This is a genomic window from Actinomadura sp. KC06 (assembly GCF_004348735.1).
Lineage (GTDB): Bacteria > Actinomycetota > Actinomycetes > Streptosporangiales > Streptosporangiaceae > Spirillospora.
Genome location: NZ_SMKT01000136.1, coordinates 1 through 23,126, shown reverse-complemented (window position 1 = coordinate 23,126; position 23,126 = coordinate 1). Strand labels below are relative to the sequence as shown.

Genomic DNA, 23,126 nt, shown 5'->3' with positions numbered 1-23,126 from the left:
GGGCGGGCTGGGGCGGACTCGAAGCCGGCGTCGGCGAGGGTGATCGGGCGGCCGAGCCGGCGTGACAGGGCTTCGGCGATCAGGCCGGGCACGGGCGGTCGTGGCCGCATCCCGGACAGCCAATGGCTTACTGCGCCGCGCTGGTAGCGCAGCTCATACGCGATCTCGGAGCCGCAGGCGTTCACCGCTTCAGCCAGTTCCCGGCCACTCCAGTTCGCTTCCGCCAGCAAGCCGCGCAAGCGATCATTGCGACGGCGGGGAGTCATGGGAAAAGCCCCGGAGATCTCACGCGCTCACCTGCGCCTGCGCACCGTTGTCTTCTGCTTGGGAGAAGATCGTTGCCCACGTTGTTGCCGGTTACACGGTGTCCCTGGGTTGGGGTGGCCTTGCTCGGTGGTGAGGTGGGGCTCGCTAGCAGGAGATCGCTACCCTAGACATTAGTGACTCCACTGTCAAGCAGCGGGTAATGATCGATGCCATCGATCTTGCTTATCGCCGTATCGGCTGTCGTGATACACCGTCATGCCATGATACGGATTTGCGACCATCTCTCTGTTCGCGCGCTCAATCACGGGGTAGTCGGCGAACACAAGGGCGCGCTACTGCACGAGTGGAGCAGCGTGGAATTCAATCGATGGTGATGGTTTCAATGTCCACAGAATTGACGAACGACGACGATCTGTTGGTGGTTCTGACTGGTGGACCTGATGGGTTGCCGAGCCTGCTCTCGGTCGCGAGTGGACCTGGGAAGGAAGAGTTGACTCCGGGTGCCAGGGTAGCGGTGGAATTTCGCGGCAAACATCAGCATTTTGAATTCGTTGGCCGCTTCATTTCATGGCCATCTCAATCAAAGGCATCGGACACGACCAGCCACCATCCCGACGAGCGCCACCGACTGGGGTCTGGCCGCCCATTAATTCTCAATCAGCGGCCGAGTCGCCTCGGGGCGCCGGGCGGCCAATCACTTGGAGCCACAAACGGCAGATGGCTGAAAGCCGCACCCGGCACCGCTGGGGTGCCAGAACCCTACGACTGGCTCGGGCGATCCTTGAAAGAAGGTAGGGATGGCTGATATCGGGGGTCGCTCCATGCGTGCGAGCAAACCGAACGTTGTGCACATATTCCCCGGCCAAGGGAATTTCCCTCTCACTCCGCTGCGCCGGGCCGTCGCCTCCTCGGGCGTCCTGCACCGATGCGTATGGGACGTCTTCACCGAGGCTGACCCTGTAGGAGCCAAGCGTGGCATCCCCGTTCTGCGAAAGGCGCTCCTGGGCACCCGGCAGCTCAGTGGCCGGGACTTGGCCGCGATGCCGCCCGGCACGGCGCAACTCGCACTTTTCGGGGTGTCCGCGGCCATCCACCGTGCCCTGTGCGAGCTAAGCCTTGCCCCCGATGCCGTGGTCGGGGTGAGTTTCGGGGAGATCGCCGCGCTGTGCGCTGCCGGATCGCTGAGCGTTCCCGACGGCGCGAGAGCCGCGCTGGCAGTGGCAGATTTCCTCCCCGATCGCGGCAGGATGACAGTTCTGAACACCACTGATGTGCGCACGCAAGAGCTCCTGCACCTAGCCGGCGCCACGAACGTGGCGATCGCATGCCGCAATTCGCCCACCGAAACAGTGATCAGCGGCCCCCTTGACGACCTGGCGGTGGTGGAGGCTCTGGCCCGGCAACACGGCGTGAACGCGACCCGGATCAATCTTCCCGTCCTGTGCCACCACCCCTCGCTCACCGCCGAGGCACGTGGGCTCTCCGAGGCCCTGCACCGGCTGAAGTTCACGGCGCCGAAGATCCCCATGTACTCGGCCGTGGCCCAGCGCCGCAACACGGCACAAGACGACCTCGCGCAGTCAATCGCGGACTGCCTGATCAAGCCGCTCTCGCTTCCCACGACCCTGGCGGCGCTGCCGCCGACTGCCCTGGTAGCCGAAGTGGGAACCGGTGGGGCGCTCGCACGCAGCGTGCGCACCATCCTCCCGGCGGCAACAGTGTGCTCACCCGTGGCCGAGGAGGGCTTTCCCTGGCATGACATGCCCGCCTTGTGGTCCCCGAGTGACGTCTCCACAGATCAGAAAAGGGGCTGGAGGATGTGATGGACGACCGCACAAAGGCTCTTGAAGCGCTAGCGCACGGGTGGTGTCCCCTGGACATCCGGGAGCAGATCACCACGGCACTGGAAGCGACGACGCACTGGCAGAAACGGGGCGCCGAAGGGTTCCATTTGGACCTGCACGACAGGTTCACCACGATCGCCGAGTCCCTGCCATCAGGACGGGAGATCATGTCCGACCGCCGATGGCTCGCGGCACTCAGTGAGTGGACGGCTCTGGACGACCCGTCCCTGTATATGGCCTCGATTCCCCACTACGCCATCGCCCTAGGCTCGATCCTCACCCTTGCCGGTGACCTTGACGAACTCTTGCCGCAGATCCAGGCGCTGGAGTGCCTGTCTGTCACCGGCGCGCTTGTGGTGACCGAGACCGGCGACGCCTCCAGCCACGTGGCGCCCCGCGCGACCGCCACCTTCGATGTGGCCTCGCGGGAGTTCGTCCTTGTCACGCCGGATGTCGGCGCGGCGAAGTTCTCCAACCGCGGCCTCATCGGAGTCCCCGTGCTTGCCGTGTGGGTCGCCCGGGTCATCGTGGACGGGAAGGACTGCGGGGTCTTCTCTTTCGTCCTGGATATCGCCGACCATCATGGCCCCCGGCCCGGCGTCTCGGTATCCGAAGTGGTCGAGCTGGGCAACGTGCCGCTGGACTACTCCTTCATCCGCCTCAACGAGGTACGCGTCCCCTACGAGCGGTGGCTTCGGGACGGCGCGAGCATCGACGCCGACGGCGTCTTCCACGATCCACTGAACGGCGACGCGCGCCTCGCACGCACTCTGAACGCTCCTCAAATGCTGTGGGGCACGCTCCCGGGGACCATGGCGGCCATGGCACGGGCGGCGAGCCTGATGGCGCTCAAACAAGCAGCGAACCGGCCCTCCCACGGCCGCATGGCCCCCGGCATACCAGTGCTCTCCTACCACACCCACCGCAACGCCCTGATCAGCGCCCTTGCCGAGTCGTTCGGCCTGACGTGCGCAGGCAACACGGCTCGGCGGCAGTTCATCGACCACGGGAAGGCACCGGCAGCGGCACGGATGGAGTTCTCGCCGTGGGCCGCGGTCAACCGGAACCTGGCAGTGCTGAAGGCCACGACCGTGTGGGGCGCGGAAGAGGTGCTGACCGAATGCCGCCGCCGGTGCGGATTCGCCGGGATGCTGAACGTCAACCGCATGATGCTCTACTACGGCCTGGCGCAGAACTTCAACAACGCCGGAGGCGACAACGCCCTGATAATCATGGACGCTGGTCGCGCTCTGATCGAAGGCATCGCCTACCGGGTCCCGGACCAGCAGATAGCAGAACCAGCGGATCCCGGATCGCCGCAGTGGTGGTCACGTGTCGCCCGCGCATGGGAGACACAACTCGTCCACCACGCACGTCGCCTCCACGCCGAACGCGCAGCCGGAACCAGGGACGGATTGGACCTGTGGAACCCGATGCTGCCCCAGGTCAAAGAACTCGGCGAAGTCCACGGCATCCGGCTGCTGGCCGACAGCGTCAGGGACACACTGGAGGACAAGGAGACCGAAGCGGCAAGAGAGGTAATGGAGCCTCTGGCCGCCCTCCACGGAGCACTCCAGGCCTACAAACACGCCGGCCGCCTGATGTGCGCAGGGCTTCTCTCCTCAGACGACGCCCGGGGACTGCCGCAGATGATCGACAATCTGTGCGCCGAGATCACGACGTACCTTCCCACATTGCACGAGGCATGGACCCCGCCCAGCTCGGCATGTTCGACACCGCTGGGCGCAATCGATTACGCCGCAGAGCTGACGGCGCGGCTGTCATGGCGAACGGGTGACGAAGACCAGTGAAACTCACGAATCAGACCGAAGAGCCCATCGGCGTCGTGGGAATGGGCAGTTACCTGCCGCGCCGCCGCCGTCTGAACGAGGAGATCGCGACGACGACTGGTGGCACAGGCGACTGGATCGCCGTCCAGACCGGCATTCGCGCCCGCCATACCGCCGCCGCGGACGAAGCCACATCCGACATGGCCGCCACAGCGGTCAGGGCAGCGGTAGCCGCCTCCGGCATCGACATCGAGCAAATAGGACTCCTCATCCTGGGAACCTCCACCCCTGATGAATTGGCCGTCGCGACGGCCTGCCGGGTCCAGGCCATGGTCAAAGCGCATGAGGCGGTGGCGTTCGACGTGTCGGCGGCCTGCTCGGGGTGGCTGTTCGCTGCCCGGGTGGCACACCACTGGATGCGATGCGAGCGCCACGCCCGGTACGCCGCAGTGGTAGGGGTCGACGTCTTCTCGAAGTTCTTGAACCCCGCCGACCGGGCCACGACGGTCCTGTTCGGCGACGGGGCCGCTGCTGCGATCCTCGGCCCGGTCCCCGAGGGCGGATTCCTTGACTTCTACACCGGCTCGGACGGGCGGCATGCACACGAGGTGCTGATCCCGGCCGGAGGCAGCCGCATGCCGGCGACCCAGGAGACCGTTCAGGACAAGCGCCACACCGTCTACATGGACGGCCGGGCGGTACGTGACTTCATTATCGACATCTTCCCCCGGGCTGTGGAGGAGTGCCTGCACCGTAACCATCTGACCCTGTCGGACATCGACGCCATCGTCAGCCATCAACCCAACCCGGTGCTGCTTCGCGCCCTTGGCGCGAAGCTCGGTGTTCCGGAGGACCGGCTCGTGGTCGCGGGCGAAGAGGTCGGCAACATCGGTGCCGCGGCCCTGCCATACGCGCTGGCAACAGCAGCGGCACAAGGGCGGCTTCGGGCCGGCGGCCGGGTGCTGGCCGTCGCGTTCGGCGCCGGAGTCACCTGGGGCACCACATTGCTGACGTGGACCGGCGCCTCCGCCGTGAGAATCGGACCCGCACCCCAACGGCAGGAGCGGGCGCACAGCACGAAGGGTGAGGAAAGGTGACACGGCGGGAAGGTGATGCGTCGGTCATCTGCGGCCTGGGAAGCAGCCTCCCAACGCGCGTCGTGACGAACGAGGACCTAACCGCCGCGGGATTGGACACCACGGACGAATGGATAACGAGACGGACCGGCATCTCTGAGCGTCGATGGGCCGAGGAGGCGGTGAGCACCGGCGACCTGGCGACCGCCGCCGGACGATCAGCACTCGAATCGGCCGACTCCCCGGATGCGGACCTGGTGCTGGTGGCCACCAGCACCCCGGACCGGCCGCTGCCGGCCACGGCACCGGACGTCGCACACCGTCTCGGCCTGAATCACTGCCCGGCCTTCGACATGGCGGCAGTCTGCACAGGCTTCCTTTATGCCTTGGTGGCGGCAGACGCCCTGGTACAGGCAGGACGGTACAGCCGCATCCTGGTGATCGGTGCTGAGACCTACTCGCGCATCATTGACCCTCGCGACAGGGACACGGCCGCCATCTTCGGCGACGGCGCCGGCGCAGTCCTGCTGCGCCCAGGAAACGCAGACGAACCCGGAGCCATCGGGGCCGCCGTGCTGGCGAGCGACGGCGCACGAAGCGACCTGATCAAAGTGACTGCCGGCGGGGCACGGCTACCGCACGGCGATACGATCCGCCCCCGCGAGGAGCGCTTCTTCCAAATGCAGGGCAAGCCCGTCTTCCAGAACGCGGTGGCCCGCATGACCGAGGCATCACGCGCCGTCCTCGAAAGCCGCCGATGGCCCGCGGACAGCGTGGAGGTCTTCATCGGCCACCAGGCCAACCAGCGCATCCTGACCGCCGTCGCGAGCCGACTCGGCATTCCCGAGACAGCCCGCTACGGCAACATCCGCGACGTGGGAAACACCGCCGCCGCCTCCATCCCGCTGGCGATGGCACACGCCGTCCGCCATCAGCCTCCGCGCCGGGGCGCCCGGACGGTGCTCACCGCCTTCGGAGGCGGACTGACCTGGGGCGCAGTCACTCTCACCTGGCCCGCCGTGCGCACGGTAGATCGGCCGCCCGAACACCGTCCCGACACAAAAGAGAGCACGGGATGACCACTCCCTACCAGACGATCGTCAGCGTCCTCACCGACCGGTTCGACGTCGCCGCCGACCGCATCAGCCCAGACACGACGCTCAGTGACCTCGAACTCGACTCCGTGGCCATCGTCGAGCTGGGCATGTACATCCAGGAACAGTGGCCTTCAACGTCGGTCGAAACCGACATCGACAGCAGGTGGACTCTCGCACGCCTGGCAGAACTCGCTGGGAACAGCCAGGCGCATTAAGAATGTCGCTTCTATGGTTTGACCCTAGGCGTACATGGTGGGCGGAGACGCGTGCCACATTCGGCAACTTCGCCGTCGACGCGGTGGGCTGACCGAGGGACTGCCGAGCCATCGACCCGGACGGGTTCGTCAAGATCCTGGCTGAACACGGACACTGACCTGGGACGACTTTGCCGTGGTCTGCATTCACCAGGCGTCCCTGCCCTCGCTGTGGACGGTGCACGACTGGGGCGGCCCGATCGCCATGGCCTGGGCCGCCAGGCACCCCGAACGCGCCGCCCGCCTGGTCGTGTGCAACACCGCCGCCTGCCCCAACCCGTACGGCCAGCAGGTCCGGCCCGTCCTGCGGCTGCCATTCTGGGTGCTGCGCGAGACCGGCTGGGGGAGCGGCTGTTCTTGCGGCACAACGCCTTCGCGCGGCTGGCGACCTTCCCGCCGGTGGGCGTACGGTCGCCGCTGCCGCGTGGGGTGCGCACGTCCTTCCTGGCCCCCACGACCGGCCCGAGCACTGCCGTGCGATCCAACGCTTCGTGCAGGACATCCCGCTGCGGCCCGGCCGGCCTGGCCGGTTCTGCACGCCACGGGCGAGGCCCTAGCGCGGTTCGTGCGCCTGCCGATCTTGATCGGATGGGGCCTGCGGGACCCGGTCTTCGACCGGGCGTTCCTACGTGAATGGCAACGCCGCTTCCCCGCCGCCCGCACCCACGTCTACCCGGATGCCGGTCACTACCTGCTCGAAGACACCGACGACCGGTTCCTGATCGCCCTGCGCGACGTCCTGCGCGACGTCCTGCGCGACGTCCTGCGCGAATGAGCTGTCGACGGCGGCCTCCAAGCCAATCCCAGCGACGCGCCCACGATTGGCTATGACGTTCGTAGATGGGTTCTGGATCAAGGTTTGTGGAGCTTCACGGTGTGTGGTCAGGAGGGGTGAAGGATGCGTTTGCGGGGGAGGTCGAAGTTGGCTCGGCCGAACATCTGACGCTTGATCATCTTAGTAGTTACGTGGAATCTGGCCGTGGAGGTGATCATTTCTCCTCGGTCATGACCACGGAACTGGGGAGATGGCTTGAGCGGCACGGTGGTGCTGGAGGAGAAGTGGCCGGTACTGGGCCGGCACGCACGGGCGGCCGAGTGGCTGCAGATCTGGACAGACCTGGGGAGGGCACCGCGGACGATCGACGCCTACGCACGCGGACTGGCCGAGTACCTGGAGGTGTGCGAGCGGGAGGGCGTCGACCCCGTCGCGGCGAGTCGGGCGCACATCGGTGTGTTCGTGCGGGAGTTGACCGAATGATGTCCCCGAGTTTCGTGGTGTCGGGATACCGGAATCTCACGCTGATTCTCGGGTGGGGTAGATCCTCTCGTACTCGATCGGGGTGAGCATTCCCAGAGCGCTGTGGCGGCGCCGGCGGTTGTGGAAGATCTCTAGGTATTCGAAGATCGCGTTGGCCAGTTCGATGCGGGTGCGCCAGCGCCGCCGGTTGAGCAGTTCGGTCTGCATGCGGCCCCAGAACGACTCGATCACCGCATTGTCGTAGCAGTCACCGATTGAGCCCATCGAGGCGACCAGGCCAGAGCCCTTGGCGCGTTCGGTGAACACCCACGAGGTGTACTGCACCCCGTGATCGGAGTGGATCAGGGTGCCGGGTGGTGGTTGCCGGTTCTGGATCGCCATGCCCAGCGCGTTGGTGACCAGCGCGGCGGTTTGGGTGGAGTCGATGGACCAGCCGACCACGCGGCGGGCGTAGACGTCCAGCACCACGCAGCAGTAGACCTTGCCCTCGCGGGTGGGATGTTCGGTGATGTCGGTGACCCACAGCTGGTTGGGGGCGCTGCGGTGAAAGTCACGGTCGACCAGATCGGCGGCGGTCGGCGTCTGGTGCTTGAGCCGCGGCCGCCGCACCCCGGGCAGACCCTTCAAACCGGCGCGGCGCATCAGCAGCTCCACCGCACCGTGGCCGACCTGGATGCCCAGGCCCTGACTTGGCTCAAATTAGTGCGCACCGCGGTCGTGGATGCGGGTGAGGGCATCGCGGAGGTCGTCGGGTAGCGGGTCGACGGCGGTGAGGGTGTGCTCGCCGGCCTGGATGTTGATGGTGCGGTAGCGGCGGGTGGTGCGCACGAACTTCTTGATCGACCAGCCGGTGGTCTGCTCGATCCACCTGCTGACGGCCAGGGCGGCGAACACGACCGCCAGGTGCGCGTCGATCGACTCGCGCTTGTGGTGGTAGATCGGCCGCGCACGTAGGTCGTGTTTAGACGTTCGGAACGACTTCTCGATGTGGAACAGTCGGTGGTAGGCGTCGATCACGAACTCGGCGGTGACGTCCGGGAGGTTGGTGACGTAGCCTTTGAGGCCGGCAAGGGCGCGTGCCTTGGCTTCCAGGGTCCGGTTGACACTCTTGGTGGCGCCGGTGAGCTGGATGAACCGGTTGCGTTTGACCGCGGTCTTGCCGGCGACGGTCTGCTCGGCCTTGGCGACCTGTTCGTCGATGCCGTGCAGGGTGCGCCGAGCCCGGTCCGCCCGGTACTGGTAGTAGATGATCTGGTCGCGGCGCTGGTCCTTGGGGCCGGCAGGCCAGGGCTGGGTGAAGATGTGCCCGTCGGGGATCTGCTCATCCGGGTGCTCGTGGCGCCACGCCTGGACCACGTACGGCACGTCGGGTATCCGCGCGCCGAGGATGAACGACAACCCCGCGGCCTCGATGGCCTGCTGGTTGGCCGCAGAGATCATGCCAGCGTCGGCCACGACCGTGACATCAGCCAGCTGGTGGGCATCCATGAACGCACGGATGGTCGGCAGCATCGTAGTGGTCTCGCCCCGGTTGCCCTCGAACGCGTTAACCATCAACGGAAACCCGCTTGCGTCGGTGAGCAGCCCGATCGTGATCTGCGGCTCCAGGCGGCGTTCTTTGGAGAACCCGGGCTCACGGAACCCGTCCCCGGCATCGGTCTCGAAGTACAAGGTGGACACATCGTAGAGAACCAGTGACGCCGGCCCCAGATCAGCGGTGCGGGCGCACGCCGCGGCCAACTTCTGCCGCCAGGACTCTTTCGCGAACGCGGGCAGACGCCGCTTGAGGGTCGCGTACGCTGGCGGGTCGAAACCTGCCTCCTCGACCACCCGCAGACTGTCCAGCTTGCTGGTCGGCTCGACGATCCGTGCCAGCACCAGTAATCGGAACACCTCGTCACCCCCAGCGGCCTCCTCGAACCCCAACAGCTGGTAGGCGTGGCCGAGCGCGTCCCACAGGTACCCCATCCGCGACGACGTGATCGCAAGCGGCCCACCACCAGCACCACTGCCGGCCTGCAACGCCGCGAAGTCCGGGCCAAAGTCGAGCTCGGGCTGCCCCACAGCCAGACGCTGCCTCGCCACCGCCTTGAGCGCCTCCAACGCCGCATCGTCATGCGCCGAGCCGATGTGCTCGATGTCCCGCGACCCGCGACGCGAGGAGTGCACGATCTGCACCGCCCTGGCCCCCGACGCCGTCTTCACCGTGCGCACATACGCCACGAGAGACAGCCTAGAACCGGCCGCTTAGTGCGCAGATTTTCGCCGTTCACACGACGAAACCGCAGCTCAACAGCCAGCACAGCACCCTACCCAAGATCAGCGATCTTGAGCCAAAGTCAGGTAAGGTGACGGAATGGTCATGCGGGTGGCGGTTCCCGTGCTGCCGTGCCGAGATGTGCAGGCAGCGCGGTCGTACTTCACGGACGTGCTCGGATTCGACACCATATTCACCTGGGAGACCCCACCTAGCTACGCGGCCGTGATCCGCGACACCGCCGAGTTCCACCTGTACGCCGAAAGCAGCGTCGGCCCGGCCAGGGTGACGGTTGTCGTCGACGACGTCGATTCCTGCCACGACGAGCTGCGCGCCCGCGGCGCCGACATCGTCGAGCCACTGGCTGACCGGCCCTACGGGATGCGCGACTTCAACGTACGGACACCCGATGGGCACTTGTTGATCTTTAGCCAGCCGCTTACCGAGTACGGGTGACCATCAGCGGACCAGCCGGAAGAATGACCGGACCTCGTCGACGAACAACGCCGGCTGCTCGAACGCCGCGAAGTGGCCGCCCTTGCCGGGCTCGTTCCAGTACCGGATGTTCGGGAACCGGCGCTCCGCCCACCGCCGAGACGGGCGCTGCAGCTCCTTGGGGAAGACCGAACAGCCGGTGGGTACGGTCACCGGCGCGCCGGCCGGCCCGGAGATCCATTCGTTGACCTGCCGGAGGCTTTCCCAGTACAGCCGGGCGGATGAGGCACCGGTGCCGGGCAGCCAGTAGAGCATCAGGTTGTCGAGCAGCTCATCCCAGGTAATAACCCGATGCAGGTCGCCACCGGAGTCGGTCCACGACCAGAACTTCTCGACGATCCAGGCGCAGAGGGCGGCCGGCGAGTCGACCAGCCCGTAGCCGACCGTCTGCGACCGGGTCGACTGCTGCGCCGAGTATCCGGAGCCCCATTCGTCCGCCTCCCGCAGTGTCGCGAGCGCCGCCCGCTCGGCACCGGTGAGGTCGTCCAACGTGGCCGGATCGGGCGGTGCGAGCGGCGGCATGAGATGGATGCCGGCAACCGGGAACGGTCCGCAGAGATCCGAGAATGGGCGAGGCAGTCCGGTATCAAGGTCAACGACCGCGGGCGCATCCCCGCCAACGTGGTCGAACAGTTTGAGGCCGCACACTAGGTGCCCTGCCGCTTCTCGATTACTAACGCTGACTCCGGTCAGTCAGGGCCACCGTTGATTCTGGCCGACGACCAATACTCCGAACCTTCGGTCTTGCCGGTCTTCGCGGCACCGATGTTGTCCCGGGGTGGGCAGGTAGCCGGTGGGTGTTGGCCGACTCCGACGAGGTGATCGTCGCCGTGGTTGCTCGGACCTGGGGATAACGGTCGACTCGGTCGTGACTACAGGTCCGGGACCCACATCCCCGAGGGACGTCCACCCGAACCGCATTAGCAGAGTGATCTCCACGGTGTGGCCCAGGTTGGCCGTGATGGGTTTGGCGAGGTCAGCGTGGCTGCGCAGTGCTCCTTCGTGTGGGCTGGTGGGGTCTTCTTGGGTGCAGGAAGGTGCCGTTTGTGCCATCACGGTGCCATCACCGGACGCTCCTCGCGGACCGCCGATCAAGGCTCCTTGTAGTTGTGCAATCTGCGTGCGACTGCCTTGGATTCGGCGCTGCCGCAGGGCTTGGACGCAGTGGCAAGGTGCCCCTTCGGGGTTTCGCGCGAGAACCTGGTCATGGGGACAATACGTACCGCCTGCGGCGGTTGTGGACGCCCGGCCAAGTCACGTTCTAGCGGGCGGGATCTCCTGAGCTGGCGGCGAGCATAGTGAAGATCCGCCGCCCGGCAGAGAACGCGCGCAGCGGCGTGGTGTCGGTCCACGCCGCGACGAAAGGCCATCGCCGGAGCGGACGGTGATGCGCCGCGGCTTGACGGTGGCGCGGGCGATCCGACCGGCGCGCTGCAGCACCGCGCGTTCGTCCTGGGTGGTGTAGCGGGCCTGGTACTGGCCGGTGGCGCGCAGGGCCTGGGCGATCCGCGCGGCGAGCTCCACCGCCGCGACCTCGCCGCCGACCGGGTCGATCTGTCCGCCCATCCCCGGACGATGAGCCCAGTTCCGGCGTTCGCCCAGCGTCTGCCCAGGCACGCGCGAAATCCCCCGGACTCCGGTGCGCGCCGGGTGCGCGGCAGGTCTGTCCCCTTCCGGGGCGCGGCCGGACGCGACGAAATCCCGCGTGGGCGAAGAAATCTGGGGACCGGGCGCGCGAAAGCTGCCCAAACCGTCGTTGTTGTGGGTGACCAGGGGTCTACCTGCGGGTTGGCCCCTGCTGGATTGGGCCATGGGTCGACACCGAGTGGAAGGAGAGCGCCACCCGATGATTGCGCATCGATGGCGCGGCGTTCGTACTGGGCTGCTCTTCGCTGCGTGCAGCGTCGAGGCGAACGCGAATGACCAGGGACTGGCTTCTGGGACTGGGATACCCGGTCCCGTCAAGCGAGTCCACCACCACGCTGCCAGCGCGGCAGCCCGAGCACTCGGGGCCCGGTAGATGAACCGGGACCAGGACCCCGAGGAGAGCCAGGAGTTCACCCCCTGGTTCAAGGAAAACGGCGGCCATCTGCTGAAGGCCGCTTATCGCTGCACGAACAGAAACCAGACGTTGGCGGAAGACGTCGCGCAGGACGCGGCGATGAGGATCTTCCGGTCATGGGATGAAGTGCGGATCCGCAAGCTGGTCCTGACGTCGCCCGCATACGTCCACACGATCGTCGTGAACTGCTACCGCGACCGGCTGAAGGCCCGGCTGGCGCGGACGGGGCACGGGGAAGTGCAGCTCACTGAATACAACGAACCGGCGCAGCTGGATTCGCAACTCCAGGTACGGGCGGCGATCACGGAACTGCCTGAGGACGAAGGGTCGATCATTTTCCTCAAGTGGTACGGCCGACTGACCACGAAGGAGGCCGGCGTCCAGCTCGGCATCTCCAAGGATCAGGCATATCGACTGCACCAGCGCGCCCTGGGTTCGCTGAAGAAGCTCCTAGAGGAAGGGGAGGGCTGACTTTTGGACGTCGAAAAGCGTCTTCGTGAGGACGCCGATTCCTTCGCGGAGGAGATCAAGTCGCTGGACGAGGCGGGATTCATCGCCAGGACCCTCGCGGCCCTGGAACTTTCCGCAGACGACGGCGATATGTCCGACGGAGACGCCACCGGGGCCGGCCGCATCCAGCGGCCGGCCCCGGCCGGGGGCCTCCGTGCGATCAACCCGGAAGGTCCAGATCACAGATGATTCCTTCGGTGGCTAACGGCCTTAGAGGTGCCCAGCTCTGCCGCTAGCAGATGAACTCACGCCCAATCCAGGTCGTCATTCCCGCAAAGAGATACAGAGAAAGCGGGAAAAGGAACATGGCAAGGGGAAAGGAAAGGCAAAAAGGGAAGGGGGTGGATGTTGATGCAATCATATGCGCTCGCTTTGGCCTCTCGGAGGCGATTGCACATGGCCACGGCCATGGCGTTGCTCTGCTGGTTCTTGCTGACCGGGGGCGAGATCCTCTTGGTCTAGCAGAGGTGCAAGGATGCCCCCGCCTTAGTGCTGCTGATGGAAGCGTGGTGACTGGGAGCCGCCACGCACGTTGAGCGACACTAAATCGGGCGCCTTGCGAGGGCCTCCGGAGGAGCTCAGCTCCTCCGGAGGCCCCTTTTCATGCCCGCCCCTTTGGGTGTACGAGGAAAACTTGGAGAACTCGCGCTGGTTTGACCGCTGATTCTCATGGGCTGTTCCAGTTGATCTAAATGAAGGGGTCCTTCACACAGCCAAGGGGAAATGTGGTTACCAGGTACGTCGCAATAAAGATCGTGTTCTTCGTCGCGTCTACGGTGATCGCCTCGGCCGTGTCCGTGCTCGCCGGGCTTACGGTGGCGACGATCAGCTACCTGTGCGGGGCGCCCGCGGCCGTCATGATCGTCGTCATCACCAGCGCGATCATCACGACCTTCGGCGTGATGATCGCGGTGGTGAGTCTGGCAGCCCATCTGTTCATCAACGCTTCGAGGGGCTCGTCGGCCGGAGACTAGTTCCCCAGCTGGACTGGCGGCGACGTCGCACCGCTGGTCGAGCGCGACCGGCGGATCCAGACGGTGTACACGGTGGCGCTGACGGCGGGGACGGGGACGGCGCACCAGGCGAGGCGCTGCTGCCAGTCCTAAGCCCAGCCCCGGGCGTTTGCCCAGCGTCTGCCCAGGTACGCGACGATTCACAGGTCAGGTGTCTTGAGGGCGGAACCCGTCGACGTCGGCCGCGACCGGATCGGGGGCGGGGGCGATGTACTCGGCGACGGCCCGGCGGCACCAGGCGGTCGACTCGGGACTGCGTTCCGCCTCGATCTCGCTGTCGAGCTGGACGCCTGCGATGCGCTCGGCGTCGGCGGGCGGCAGGTGCCGGGCGGTGAGGTCGTCCAGGGCGTGACGGATCGCGGTGCGCTCGGGGCCCTCGGGAAGGGCACGGCGGGCGGTGTGCAGGGCGCGAGCGATGACGGCCTGCCCGATGTCGAGGAACTCGCGGTACTTCTCCCCGCCCCGAGCGAGACGGGCGACGGCCTGCTCCCGGGTAAGGCCGCCCCGCTCGGCGAGTGCGTCGACGAGGGCGTCCTCACGGGCGCGGCGCGCGGCGTCGATGACGCCTGGTGCGTTCGGCGAAGGTGGTCTCGGGGAAGCGCTGACGCAGCTCGCGGCCCTCCTGGGTCCAGTCGTGCAGGTCCCGGTCCTGGTGGCGCGGTCCCCAGTCCTCGGCCCACTCATACGGGCCACCGGCCCCGATGCCGAGGTTGCGGGCGATCACCGCCGTCTGCCAGTCGGTCCAGACCAGGGCGTCCCGCCCCTGATACCCGGCGCCTGCTGGAAGGTGTCGATGGTGCGGGAGACGACGCCGTTGTCGGTGCCGTGCTCGATCACGTCGACGCGGGCATGGTCACTGCGGTGCGCGGCGTACGCGCGGGCGATCTGGCGGGCGTCGTCCCGGCTCGCGCACCAGCCCACGGTCTGCCAGTTCGACGTGCTGCCGGCGTAGTCCTCGCCGAGCACCTTCCCCCGCGAGATGTCGAGCCAGACTGCGACCTGCCAGCGCAGCCCCGGCGCCGGGGAGAACTCCTGCGGTGGGTCCACGATCTGGCCGGGGGCCTCCACCGGCCAGCCGGTGTGAGCCCAGATCCACTCGCCCTCGTGCAGCCACGCCCACTCGGGCAGCGCCACCACTGTCACGGTGCCATCGGCCGCGCGTACCGGCACCGGCACCCGAGGCCCGCGGTCGGCCGCACTGTACCCGGAGCGGTTGGGCCCGTACTGGCTCTCGCGCAGCAGGTAGCCGTCGACGGCGGACTCCACCGACGCCCACCGCCGCCACAGGTCGCCGACGCCCTTGTCCTCAGCGCGCATCCGCGCCTGGGCAATCTCCGGGTCCGGCTCGGCCATCCGCACCGGCAGCGGCTCGCCCGCGGCCGCCAGCGCCCGCAGCCCCTCCACCACCAGGCGGTCGTCCTCGGGCAGCGCGGTGGCCAGCCGGTCCAGCACGGCCGCGGCGCGGGCGGGCAGGTACGGCGGCCGCGTCCGCACGACCGCCGCGGCGGCGGCCGCCAGCTCGTCGACGGGCCCGTCGCCCGACGCGTCCTGATGGACGGCGGCGAGGGCGTCCAGTTCGCGCTTCCGCCATCGAGTCATTATTTGGAACACAAAACCGCCGGATCATCACGTCATCCGCCGCCCGGCCAAAAATATCGTCTAGGCCGTGCTGCTTTGACATTCAGGGGGAATTTGGACTGGCCGCCAACCAACTCTGAATATGGCTCAGGCCACTTCTATCGCGCCGCCCGCAGGGTGTTCGTGATCGCGCCGCCACGGTTCCGGTCCTAGCCGGACGTGCTCGCACCATCGAGCTCGACAGACGTTGTCCGGCAACGTCACGCATTGCGATCACCGACACCCGGCAGGCCGTGTAAAACGCCTGCTCAGTGGATGATGGTCGTCCGATCAGACGCTGGAAGAAAAGATTATGGAATTGCTGGCATGGTCACCAAACTTCAGGGAACGTGCACCTAGGAGAGCGCACTCCGAGATGTGAGATGACGGCGATGCATGATCAATTCGACACGCTCGCGCGGATGTATGAGGACATGTTCCGGCTTCCGTGGCGCAGGCACCTGGAAAAGCACAGCGTGCTTTCGGCCCTGGGGTCTTTTGGGGACCGGGCCGTCCTGGACGTCGGGTGCGGTACGGGCGTCTACACCCGTGAGGTGAGACGGCGTGGCGCCGCGCGTGTCACCGGCTACGACGTGTCTGAGGGAATGGTCGCCCGCGCTCGCCTCATCGAGCGAGGTGAACCGCTGGGCATCGAGTACAGCACCGAGCCGCCCGACCCGGCCACAGACTGCTACGACCTGGCCTTGGGCGTCTACGTGCTCCCCTACGCCGAGGACTACCGGTCACTGGTGAACGTATGCGCGGCGGCCGGGCGGGTGCTGCGTCCCGGCGGGCTGTTCGTCACGCTGCCGGTCAATCCCGACTATGACGGCCGCCGCGACTACTACGCCCGCTATGGGTTCCGGCTCTGGGACGCCGAACCGCGGGCGGACGCCTCCCGCGTCACACTCGAGCTGGCCTTCGGTCCCTACCACGAGAAGATCACGGCGCGTCACTGGTCGCGAACCACGCTGGAACGCGCGCTCGCCGAGGCCAGCTTCACCGATGTCACCTGGCTCGATTTCCAGGTCGCGCCGCAGGGCGTCCAGGAGCACGGCCGCGAGTTCTGGGCGCCCTATCTGTGTTGTCCGCACGCTTCGCTCATCACATGCCGAAAGAAATGATCTCTATGTATCGAACACGATCGGTGTGGACGCGCGCGCGTCCCGTCGCCGGCGGCTTCCACCAGGTCGTCGCCTCGCAGGTGACCACGCGCGTAGTGCCGCACATCGGTGCGGTATCCCGTAGGGAATGGAACGCCCTGGTCGGTCCCGACGCCTTCTACACCACCCACGGTTGGCTCGACGGGCTTCGCCACAGCTTTGGCAACGACCCGGTGGTCCTCGCCGAGGACCACGCCGGGCGGCTGCTAGGGGGCGTGCCCACCTGGCCGGGAGAAACTGACCCGTCGGACCTGTTCGATCTGACGCGGATGCTTCCCGGCCTCCACATCCCCGCTGAGGGATGGCTGTGGCTCGGACCACGACGAGGCACCCAGAACGCCCTGGTCGGGCCTGCTCCCGGCACGCGCCCCATTCTCGGCCCGCTCCTCGATCGCACTCTGGCGCTGGCGCGCAGCCGCGGACTGGACGGGGTGGTAATGCCCTATTTGCCGTCCCGCTACGCGCTTCTCCTCGCCGCCGCGCATCCACGTGCACGAGCCCTTCTGCACAGCGCCGACACCTTGCTGCCCATCCCGCAGGGCGGACTGGAGGCGTACCTGGCGAAGCTGGGGCGCCGCGACCGCCATCGCCGCCGCCGCGAACTCCGGGACTTGAGCCGGTCCGGCGCTCAGACCGCATGGAGGCCGTTCACACCCGACCTGCAGGACACCGCCGTCCGGCTGATCACCCAGAACCGGGCCCGGTATGGAGGCACGCCGGACGAGTCCTGGATGCGACGGTCGATCGCCGCCCAGCGCGCCGTCGGCGTCCTGGACGACGCCTACGCCAGCGTGGTGACGCGCGACGACAGCCCCGTGGCGATCGCGATTCTCTACGGGTGCGGCGACCGCCTGCATGCCCGCTACTTCGGCTTCGACTACGCCCGCCACCAGCCAGCGGGAGAGTACTTCGTCGCGCTCTACCAGACGCCCCTGCAGCACGCCGCCAAGGCCGGATACCGCCACTACCACCTCGGTATCTCGGCGTGGCCGAGCAAGATCCGGCGCGGCGCGGAGCTTGTCCCCCAGGCCGCGGTGATCCTCCCGGTCAACGGCACGGTGTGCTCCGACGACCAGGCCGCCGAGCACAACGCCCAAGCGGTCCGCGCATGGCGTGCGATCGCGCCCGGGCGACCACACGCCTACGGCCCGGCCTGGTCCGACTGGGTCTCCCAGGACACCGAAAGCTGAGCCCCCGAAGGAGGAAGCGCCTCCATGCTGCACCTGTTCTACCGTTTCAAACTGTCGCCCGCCGCCCAACGGGACTTGCCCGCTTTCTGGGCCTGGACCCAGGAACGCGAACGCTGGTTCTACGACGCCCTCGACAGCGTCCTGGCGACCGAATGGCGCGTCCGGACAATCGGGGACCACGTCCACACCCTCGAACACACCGTCACCTTCGCCGACGAGGCAGCCTGGGGACGCTACCGCCGCCAAGTCGCCCAGCGGAGCCGAGACCCCGAATGGGAAAGGCGGCGGGTCGAGCAGGAGTACTGGTGGGAAATACTGGACTCCGCCCTGCTCAACGACGCACCCGTGCCTCTGGGATTCCAGCGCCCCGGCACCCCGCCCGAAGACGAATCGTCCGTCCCCGACCGCATCCGCCGACTCCTCGACCAGGGCCGCTTCACCACCCTGGCCACCACCGACGGCACGGCCCCGTGGGCCTCCACCGTAAACTTCGTCCCCCTACGCGATCCATTGCGGCTGGTGTGGTACTCCATGCGCGACTCTCAACACTCGCGCAACATCGAGACCGAGCCTGCCGTCTCCGGCTCGATCTATCTCACAGGCCTACCCGGATTCGGCCTCGACGGCCTGCAGTTCGAGGGACGAGCACACGCCGTCCCCTCCAACCAAGTCGAGGACATCCACGACCGGTACTACCGGCTCAACTTCCCCGACGAGGCCGACCGCCGCGCCTGGATTCTGCCCGTGCAGGAGTTCCACGGCGACGGTCCCCGCCGCTTCTACATCGCAGAAATCACACGCCTGTGGCTCCTGGACATCGACCGCTGGCTCCACGACAAACACGACCGCCGCCTCGAAGTACCCCTCACCGCCCTCACCTAAGACCTGAGCCCCGCCTCACCGAACAGCCAAGCGTGGCCCTTCAGTCCTTCGATCCGCCGCTGCATCAGCGCCGACACAACGCCAGCCCCTCCACCACCCGCCAAAGCTCCGAACAACCCCGCCAGCCCTGCCGCCCCGCGAGGAGAACAAACGGCAAAGGCGGGCCCGCCGTCACCCGCCCGCACCCTCGACCGCGACCGCGCGAAAGACCGCGCCCGTGACTTCGACCGCGCCCTCGCCCGCGTCAACGCCCTCACCAACGGTCTGATGGCGGATGCGGCCGGTCGCCGGATCCACACCGACCACTTTCGCGCCGTCCCCGTAGTAGAAGGTGCCCTTGAAGAAGGTGCCGGGCGGGTTGCCCGCCCGGCCGGAGACGGGCGGGAAATTGACCCGGCTGCCTAGCCTGACCCGCCACCGCTCGGCACCGGTCCGCGCATCGTAGGCGGTGTACTCGGCCGGATCGGGCACGACGTGTCCAGACCGTTCCTCGGGGCCGCTCGGCACGACGACGACCGCGTCTCCTGCGAGCGGGGAGGCCTCCTTGCGCCATGGCACCATTTTGCGCCAGAGCCGTTTCCCTATCGCCCCGTCGTAGGCGGTCAGCTCCGCCCTGACCTGCGCGTCGGCCCCCCGGGATCGTCGATGTTGAGGTGCAGCGCGAACACCCGCTGCTCATCGCTGGCCAGGCCGTAGGCGTGCGGGACGTCATCCACCTGCGGTGCCTCCCACGCCTCCTCAAGCCCCACCCAGCGATGGGCCGGCACCTCCCACCGTGGCGAGCCGTCGGCGGGCGGGGCCGGGTACCCGCCCGCAATCCGATGAGGCCCGGTGACGCCATCGTCGCGGGCAAGGGCGACCATCATCGCTGCGGCGGAGGCGCCGACAGCAATGATGACGCCGAGAACCCGCAGCCGCATGAACTTGCGCGGCTTCTTGAGCCGCCGCGGAGGCCCGACGTTCGGGCTGGAAGGACTGCTCTGAGACGGAGAAATCTGCCGGGGTGGTTGGTGGCCTTGCGCCATTACTGGCTGGCGTCCTCGCGGACGCCCTAACGACTCCCGCCCCTGCCAGGACCGCCTTGGCGGGTGCCGACCGGGGCCTTGAGGCGGTTGCCCCTCCCGTCCGGGGGATATGCCCTACGGGGAGAATTGTTTTCTGGCATGGGCCAATAGTACGACTTGGCTAGATTCCGGTGGGGCGTGCGGCGATGGCGGGCCAGGTGCGGGCGGTGGAATCTTTCGGGAACAGTTCGCCCGGCGCTCAGTGCGCCATCTTCGGAGGTCGCGAATCGCGTGCATGACCAGGGCATATAAGGCCAGTGGTGTGGCTGGGTGAACGCTCAGCCGTCGGCGAAAAGGACCGATGTTGGGTCACGTGACACGGTCGGTGACAATGCGTCCGATAACTTTGCTGGCAATGCGCCGAACTCGCCTCGGCTGGAGGAGGATCGATCAGTAGGACAGCTTTGCGTTGAACAGTCGCGCCGCACCACACAGAGTGATTGACGCGCTTATCGCCGGTATCGGCGCATCTTCGATCGTGATGGGCGTTGCCCGCAGAAGTTGCACCGGCATTCGCCGATACGGTGTCCAATCAACCCGCAGAGAGATCAAACATGAAGAGACTTCTGATCATTCCTGCCGTCGCCCTGACGCTGAGCCTGAGCGCCTGCGGAGGGGGCTCGGACGAGGTGAACGGTGCCGACCTCCCCGAGGGCGTCACCGTCTCGACGCACCCCGACGGTGGTGGCAGCATCCAGGGCGATCCACTGACCCCCGCACAGGTGAAGATGGCCACCAAGTTCGTGGCGTGCATGCGCGAACTCGGCTACAACATGCCTGAAGCGTCCGACCCAGGGTTCAACTTCGCGCCGAAAGACGCCCAGGGCATGAGCAGAGAGCAACTGAACAAGGTCCGCACGGACTCGGCGCAGTGCCACGAGAAGGCGGGCGGGGACGCCATGACCGGTGGATGAGGACCCATCCCCCTTCCACCACCGAACTTTGTGAGCAAGCTTGGCGTAGTGAGGCCGAGGAGCGGATGGTCTGGCACGAGCAACCGGGCTCGGCGTAAGCCCTGTGAGCCGTTTGCTGGGCACAGGAGAAGGGACGACCAGGGAAGTCGGACTTGGAACCACCAGCACGCGACGCGGTGCGATCTGGGACGGTATCCGGCGGCGGTCATCGTCCCACTCACTATGCTCAACCTGCGCATCGTCGGAATCGGTACGACGCCAGGGTCTATCTGGTGCTTGTACCGGCACGTCGCACCGACGCCCACCCGAGTCGTCTGATCTGGGCCCATCCATCCAGGGGCGTACGACGCGGCCGATTCAGCCGGATGATGCCAGAGGGGATCACCGCAGGCCCCGTTGGCCTCGCCGCGACCGGCACGTTCGCCCTCGAGAGCGCGGTCGGGTTCTGGCCCGCCCACGCCAGTACCGGTCTCGGCACGGGCAACTGCAGATCGGCGCTGCGGCTCAAACACGCGCGCGACGCCTACGGCGTCCTCGCCGCCGCCACCGGGCCGCGCTCGCCGCCACAGAAGCGATCGACGACCCGCGCGAGTGCGCACGCTCCGGCCCGGCGCACGCAACGCGCCAGCTGGGAGCCGCCAGCGGGGTACTGCTCGTCGCGATGGCGACGTCGAAGAGGAGGGGCCGGGGCCACGTCGAATGACTGAGACCGTGGCCGGCGTCGCCCCTTGTCCCACGAGTGGACGCCCCCTTCTGAGCGTCGAGGTAAGGCTGTGGCGGCGCGATGGCCGTGTCGCCGATCCCGAGCGCTCGCAGCCATACCTGCCTGCGCATCCCGCTCGGGTCTGCCGACCGACGTGGCCGGGCGATTCCGAGGCCAGTTGCTGCCCCGTACGTGCCGTCGAACCTTCGTTGGGCGGGACTGAGGCGACGCCTGGTTCCAGGACCGCGTTATCGACCATTCCATCCGCTGTTCTCCCGTTCCGGAAGCCGCGGTGTGCTGCCCCGTTGCCGAAGCGCCGGGTGGGGGAGTTTCTTGTCAGTGCGCCGGCAGTTGGGCGTGACTCATCCGTGCAAGTTGTCCTCATTCACGAAGTCCACAACCCGGTAGCGTGGATTGGTATCCGATTCAGGAAAGGTCGGTGAGAGTCATGCCGTCGCTGGAGATTGTCCCTGTCGAGCTGATCCAGGCTCTCCGCACGTCCGAAGAGGCAATAGCAGGTGCGCTGGAGTCGTTTCTGCCTTTCGCTCATCCATCTGAAGAGTTGTTCTTGCACATGCGGCGTCTTCTATCCGATTCCGCGGTGATGGCGGAGAAATCAGGGACCGTCGATGGCGATGCGCTTGTTTATGCGCTGGTTGACGTAAGGAGCCATGCGCTATCCATCGCCGCTGCGGCGTCGGCTATGCTCGGCCGCCTTTGTGATGACCCTGAGCTCAAGGCCCGCTACGTCGGAGCCCTGAAACGCGGACAGGTCAGGATGGACGATGAACGTTCTCCGGCTTTGAGTGAGGCGACCCGTGGAAGGCCGCAGCGTTTCTGGCGATGGCTGTTGACGCGCTTGCGACGTTGAGCTCTGGCTTCGCTGCATCTTCGAGAAGAACCCAGGATCCTCGCCTGGGTTCCGTTGCTCGCAACTCGGTTCGGCCGGGCACTTGGTCAGGCTTCACTCGTCCCCGGCCAGCCTGGCCGGTCACGTGAGTGGTCGGGCCGGTTGAGGCACCAGACGGCGGTGGATGCGTCCGCGTGCGAAAGCGGCTCGAACTCGTGCCCGGCCAGGCTGGGTTCACGACGGCCGCGTGCCTGGATCCTGCCTCCGGCCATGGACGGTCGGCGCGTTGCGGGGCTCCTAGGACGCGGCGACACTGAGGAGCATTCCTACGGCGTTGGGATCTTGCTGCGCGACCTGACCGCCGTGCAGAACCTGCTGGCCCCGCCCGGCCTGGAAGACGCTGACGCCACGGGCGGCGTTGCGGACGACCGCGTGCCCGTTCCGGAGCCCCAGGGCGCGCTCGCGGCGGCGCTCCGGCACGCGGCCGACCGGATCGGACGCCAATACCGTCAGGTGACCGCACACATCGCCGAGCACCACACCATGCCCGCCGCCTCCCGAGAATACAGGCGGTTGTGCCCGGGGGGCTTTCGCCACCTGGGCGATGACCTCCGAGTATCGGCCCGACCTCGCGGAACACTTCTCCGGAGTTCCCCAAGCGATCTCCACTCTTCCCGGCGTCAGGTGCACTCCATGTGCATCGCCGGTAAGGCTTGGGGAACTCTGGGGAGGTGCATCTACGGCAGGGCACCGTGCAGCGGCAGTTCGACGATCATCACGTCGAAGTGCGGAGAGTCGGGGAACGGCTGAGCCTTGCCGG

At 67.0% G+C, this 23,126-nt stretch carries 25 protein-coding genes and 2 pseudogenes; 17 read left to right on the top strand and 10 right to left on the bottom strand.

Features of this window, described 5'->3' with window-relative positions; all coding sequences use genetic code 11:
• Positions 1 to 239, bottom strand: a pseudogene (locus E1287_RS32170) (hypothetical protein); the annotation flags it as partial.
• A 227-nt stretch (positions 240 to 466) separates the two neighbouring features.
• Here E1287_RS32170 and E1287_RS32165 point away from each other — a divergent pair.
• The 8 genes from E1287_RS32165 (at position 467) to E1287_RS32130 (ending at position 7,586) form a co-directional block, all read left to right on the top strand.
• Positions 467 to 1,072, top strand: a complete 606-nt coding sequence (locus E1287_RS32165; RefSeq protein ID WP_131969035.1) for a hypothetical protein — start codon at positions 467 to 469, stop codon at positions 1,070 to 1,072.
• Positions 1,065 to 2,090 (top strand): acyltransferase domain-containing protein, encoded by a 1,026-nt coding sequence (locus E1287_RS32160; RefSeq protein WP_131969034.1) that lies wholly within the window; start codon positions 1,065 to 1,067, stop codon positions 2,088 to 2,090. Before E1287_RS32165 ends, E1287_RS32160 begins: the two co-directional genes overlap by 8 nt.
• Complete coding sequence (locus E1287_RS32155) at positions 2,090 to 3,922, top strand: acyl-CoA dehydrogenase (RefSeq protein ID WP_131969033.1); 1,833 nt, start codon at positions 2,090 to 2,092, stop codon at positions 3,920 to 3,922. Before E1287_RS32160 ends, E1287_RS32155 begins: the two co-directional genes overlap by 1 nt.
• Positions 3,919 to 4,998 carry a beta-ketoacyl-ACP synthase 3 gene (locus E1287_RS32150; RefSeq protein WP_243719575.1) on the top strand — a complete coding sequence of 360 codons (1,080 nt, stop codon included), beginning with the start codon at positions 3,919 to 3,921 and terminating at the stop codon, positions 4,996 to 4,998. Before E1287_RS32155 ends, E1287_RS32150 begins: the two co-directional genes overlap by 4 nt.
• Positions 4,995 to 6,056, top strand: a complete 1,062-nt coding sequence (locus tag E1287_RS32145) for a beta-ketoacyl-ACP synthase III (RefSeq protein WP_131969032.1) — start codon at positions 4,995 to 4,997, stop codon at positions 6,054 to 6,056. Before E1287_RS32150 ends, E1287_RS32145 begins: the two co-directional genes overlap by 4 nt.
• A complete protein-coding gene (locus tag E1287_RS32140; protein WP_131969031.1) occupies positions 6,053 to 6,289 on the top strand; it encodes a phosphopantetheine-binding protein in 237 nt (78 codons plus the stop codon). The genes E1287_RS32145 and E1287_RS32140 overlap by 4 nt, the downstream gene beginning before the upstream one ends.
• Positions 6,290 to 6,443: 154 nt before the next feature.
• Entirely contained in the window at positions 6,444 to 7,103 is a 660-nt protein-coding gene (locus E1287_RS32135; RefSeq protein ID WP_347813997.1) for an alpha/beta fold hydrolase, read from the top strand.
• Positions 7,104 to 7,358: 255 nt separating this feature from the next.
• Positions 7,359 to 7,586, top strand: coding sequence for a hypothetical protein (locus tag E1287_RS32130; protein ID WP_207934594.1), 228 nt, complete (start codon positions 7,359 to 7,361; stop codon positions 7,584 to 7,586).
• A gap of 36 nt (positions 7,587 to 7,622) precedes the next feature.
• Here the strand turns inward: E1287_RS32130 and E1287_RS32125 are convergent, their stop codons facing one another.
• On the bottom strand, positions 7,623 to 8,267 hold the full coding sequence (locus E1287_RS32125) for an IS3 family transposase (protein WP_279507758.1): 645 nt from the start codon (positions 8,265 to 8,267) through the stop codon (positions 7,623 to 7,625).
• A gap of 18 nt (positions 8,268 to 8,285) precedes the next feature.
• Positions 8,286 to 9,764 (bottom strand): IS1634 family transposase, encoded by a 1,479-nt coding sequence (locus E1287_RS32120; protein ID WP_131969037.1) that lies wholly within the window; start codon positions 9,762 to 9,764, stop codon positions 8,286 to 8,288.
• A gap of 178 nt (positions 9,765 to 9,942) precedes the next feature.
• Here E1287_RS32120 and E1287_RS32115 point away from each other — a divergent pair, with 178 nt between their 5' ends.
• Entirely contained in the window at positions 9,943 to 10,299 is a 357-nt protein-coding gene (locus tag E1287_RS32115) for a VOC family protein (RefSeq protein ID WP_053731577.1), read from the top strand.
• Between the two features lie 3 nt (positions 10,300 to 10,302).
• Here E1287_RS32115 and E1287_RS32110 read toward each other — a convergent pair whose 3' ends face one another.
• Positions 10,303 to 10,860: an alpha/beta hydrolase gene (locus E1287_RS32110; RefSeq protein WP_131969028.1), complete on the bottom strand. Its 558-nt coding sequence runs from the start codon at positions 10,858 to 10,860 to the stop codon at positions 10,303 to 10,305.
• Positions 10,861 to 10,875: 15 nt separating this feature from the next.
• On the opposite strand from E1287_RS32110, the pseudogene E1287_RS32105 reads away from it, so the two are divergent.
• Positions 10,876 to 10,989: pseudogene (locus E1287_RS32105) on the top strand (histone-like nucleoid-structuring protein Lsr2); the annotation flags it as partial.
• A gap of 603 nt (positions 10,990 to 11,592) precedes the next feature.
• Here the strand turns inward: E1287_RS32105 and E1287_RS32100 are convergent.
• The gene (locus tag E1287_RS32100; protein ID WP_131969027.1) at positions 11,593 to 11,904 is read right to left on the bottom strand and encodes a hypothetical protein; all 312 of its coding nucleotides are present in this window, start codon (positions 11,902 to 11,904) and stop codon (positions 11,593 to 11,595) included.
• Positions 11,905 to 12,358: 454 nt separating this feature from the next.
• On the opposite strand from E1287_RS32100, the gene E1287_RS32095 reads away from it, so the two are divergent.
• Both E1287_RS32095 and E1287_RS32090 read left to right on the top strand, forming a co-directional pair.
• Positions 12,359 to 12,871 carry a sigma-70 family RNA polymerase sigma factor gene (locus tag E1287_RS32095; RefSeq protein ID WP_131969026.1) on the top strand — a complete coding sequence of 171 codons (513 nt, stop codon included), beginning with the start codon at positions 12,359 to 12,361 and terminating at the stop codon, positions 12,869 to 12,871.
• A 794-nt stretch (positions 12,872 to 13,665) separates the two neighbouring features.
• Positions 13,666 to 13,884, top strand: coding sequence for a hypothetical protein (locus E1287_RS32090; RefSeq protein WP_131969025.1), 219 nt, complete (start codon positions 13,666 to 13,668; stop codon positions 13,882 to 13,884).
• 186 nt (positions 13,885 to 14,070) lie between these two features.
• Here E1287_RS32090 and E1287_RS32085 read toward each other — a convergent pair whose 3' ends face one another.
• Entirely contained in the window at positions 14,071 to 14,607 is a 537-nt protein-coding gene (locus E1287_RS32085; RefSeq protein ID WP_131969024.1) for a hypothetical protein, read from the bottom strand.
• 36 nt (positions 14,608 to 14,643) lie between these two features.
• A complete protein-coding gene (locus E1287_RS44105; protein ID WP_165969292.1) occupies positions 14,644 to 15,522 on the bottom strand; it encodes a hypothetical protein in 879 nt (292 codons plus the stop codon).
• A 410-nt stretch (positions 15,523 to 15,932) separates the two neighbouring features.
• Here E1287_RS44105 and E1287_RS32075 point away from each other — a divergent pair, with 410 nt between their 5' ends.
• Genes E1287_RS32075 through E1287_RS45045 form a run of 3 tightly spaced genes read left to right on the top strand, consistent with a single transcriptional unit; the run spans position 15,933 to position 18,775 of the window.
• Positions 15,933 to 16,664, top strand: a complete 732-nt coding sequence (locus E1287_RS32075) for a class I SAM-dependent methyltransferase (protein ID WP_165969291.1) — start codon at positions 15,933 to 15,935, stop codon at positions 16,662 to 16,664.
• Between the two features lie 5 nt (positions 16,665 to 16,669).
• Positions 16,670 to 17,893 carry a GNAT family N-acetyltransferase gene (locus E1287_RS32070; protein WP_165969290.1) on the top strand — a complete coding sequence of 408 codons (1,224 nt, stop codon included), beginning with the start codon at positions 16,670 to 16,672 and terminating at the stop codon, positions 17,891 to 17,893.
• Between the two features lie 24 nt (positions 17,894 to 17,917).
• Positions 17,918 to 18,775 (top strand): pyridoxamine 5'-phosphate oxidase family protein, encoded by an 858-nt coding sequence (locus tag E1287_RS45045; protein ID WP_207934593.1) that lies wholly within the window; start codon positions 17,918 to 17,920, stop codon positions 18,773 to 18,775.
• Between the two features lie 171 nt (positions 18,776 to 18,946).
• Here the strand turns inward: E1287_RS45045 and E1287_RS32055 are convergent, their stop codons facing one another.
• Together E1287_RS32055 and E1287_RS32050 are read right to left on the bottom strand one after the other, a co-directional pair.
• A complete protein-coding gene (locus E1287_RS32055; RefSeq protein WP_243719573.1) occupies positions 18,947 to 19,336 on the bottom strand; it encodes a PQQ-binding-like beta-propeller repeat protein in 390 nt (129 codons plus the stop codon).
• A gap of 41 nt (positions 19,337 to 19,377) precedes the next feature.
• On the bottom strand, positions 19,378 to 19,695 hold the full coding sequence (locus E1287_RS32050) for a hypothetical protein (RefSeq protein ID WP_131969020.1): 318 nt from the start codon (positions 19,693 to 19,695) through the stop codon (positions 19,378 to 19,380).
• A 698-nt stretch (positions 19,696 to 20,393) separates the two neighbouring features.
• Here E1287_RS32050 and E1287_RS32045 point away from each other — a divergent pair.
• Positions 20,394 to 20,753, top strand: coding sequence for a hypothetical protein (locus E1287_RS32045; RefSeq protein ID WP_131969019.1), 360 nt, complete (start codon positions 20,394 to 20,396; stop codon positions 20,751 to 20,753).
• 1,151 nt (positions 20,754 to 21,904) lie between these two features.
• Positions 21,905 to 22,327 carry a hypothetical protein gene (locus tag E1287_RS32040; RefSeq protein ID WP_131969018.1) on the top strand — a complete coding sequence of 141 codons (423 nt, stop codon included), beginning with the start codon at positions 21,905 to 21,907 and terminating at the stop codon, positions 22,325 to 22,327.
• 276 nt (positions 22,328 to 22,603) lie between these two features.
• Here the strand turns inward: E1287_RS32040 and E1287_RS32035 are convergent, their stop codons facing one another.
• Positions 22,604 to 22,846: a hypothetical protein gene (locus E1287_RS32035; protein WP_131969017.1), complete on the bottom strand. Its 243-nt coding sequence runs from the start codon at positions 22,844 to 22,846 to the stop codon at positions 22,604 to 22,606.
• Between the last annotated feature and the right edge of the window lie 280 nt (positions 22,847 to 23,126).

Bases quoted from the DNA above. Each gene is read 5' to 3' on its own strand.
- E1287_RS32055 (WP_243719573.1), bottom strand. From the start codon at position 19,336: ATGGTGCCATGGCGCAAGGAGGCCTCCCCGCTCGCAGGAGACGCGGTC.
- E1287_RS32085 (WP_131969024.1), bottom strand. From the start codon at position 14,607: ATGAGTGGGCCGAGGACTGGGGACCGCGCCACCAGGACCGGGACCTGC.
- E1287_RS32160 (WP_131969034.1), top strand. From the start codon at position 1,065: ATGGCTGATATCGGGGGTCGCTCCATGCGTGCGAGCAAACCGAACGTT.
- E1287_RS32070 (WP_165969290.1), top strand. From the start codon at position 16,670: ATGTATCGAACACGATCGGTGTGGACGCGCGCGCGTCCCGTCGCCGGC.
- E1287_RS32140 (WP_131969031.1), top strand. From the start codon at position 6,053: ATGACCACTCCCTACCAGACGATCGTCAGCGTCCTCACCGACCGGTTC.
- E1287_RS32110 (WP_131969028.1), bottom strand. From the start codon at position 10,860: ATGCCGCCGCTCGCACCGCCCGATCCGGCCACGTTGGACGACCTCACC.
- E1287_RS45045 (WP_207934593.1), top strand. From the start codon at position 17,918: ATGCTGCACCTGTTCTACCGTTTCAAACTGTCGCCCGCCGCCCAACGG.
- E1287_RS32050 (WP_131969020.1), bottom strand. From the start codon at position 19,695: ATGCGGCTGCGGGTTCTCGGCGTCATCATTGCTGTCGGCGCCTCCGCC.
- E1287_RS32100 (WP_131969027.1), bottom strand. From the start codon at position 11,904: ATGGGCGGACAGATCGACCCGGTCGGCGGCGAGGTCGCGGCGGTGGAG.
- E1287_RS32075 (WP_165969291.1), top strand. From the start codon at position 15,933: ATGCATGATCAATTCGACACGCTCGCGCGGATGTATGAGGACATGTTC.
- E1287_RS32045 (WP_131969019.1), top strand. From the start codon at position 20,394: ATGAAGAGACTTCTGATCATTCCTGCCGTCGCCCTGACGCTGAGCCTG.
- E1287_RS32155 (WP_131969033.1), top strand. From the start codon at position 2,090: ATGGACGACCGCACAAAGGCTCTTGAAGCGCTAGCGCACGGGTGGTGT.
- E1287_RS32095 (WP_131969026.1), top strand. From the start codon at position 12,359: ATGAACCGGGACCAGGACCCCGAGGAGAGCCAGGAGTTCACCCCCTGG.
- E1287_RS44105 (WP_165969292.1), bottom strand. From the start codon at position 15,522: ATGACTCGATGGCGGAAGCGCGAACTGGACGCCCTCGCCGCCGTCCAT.
- E1287_RS32040 (WP_131969018.1), top strand. From the start codon at position 21,905: ATGCCGTCGCTGGAGATTGTCCCTGTCGAGCTGATCCAGGCTCTCCGC.
- E1287_RS32115 (WP_053731577.1), top strand. From the start codon at position 9,943: ATGGTCATGCGGGTGGCGGTTCCCGTGCTGCCGTGCCGAGATGTGCAG.
- E1287_RS32165 (WP_131969035.1), top strand. From the start codon at position 467: ATGATCGATGCCATCGATCTTGCTTATCGCCGTATCGGCTGTCGTGAT.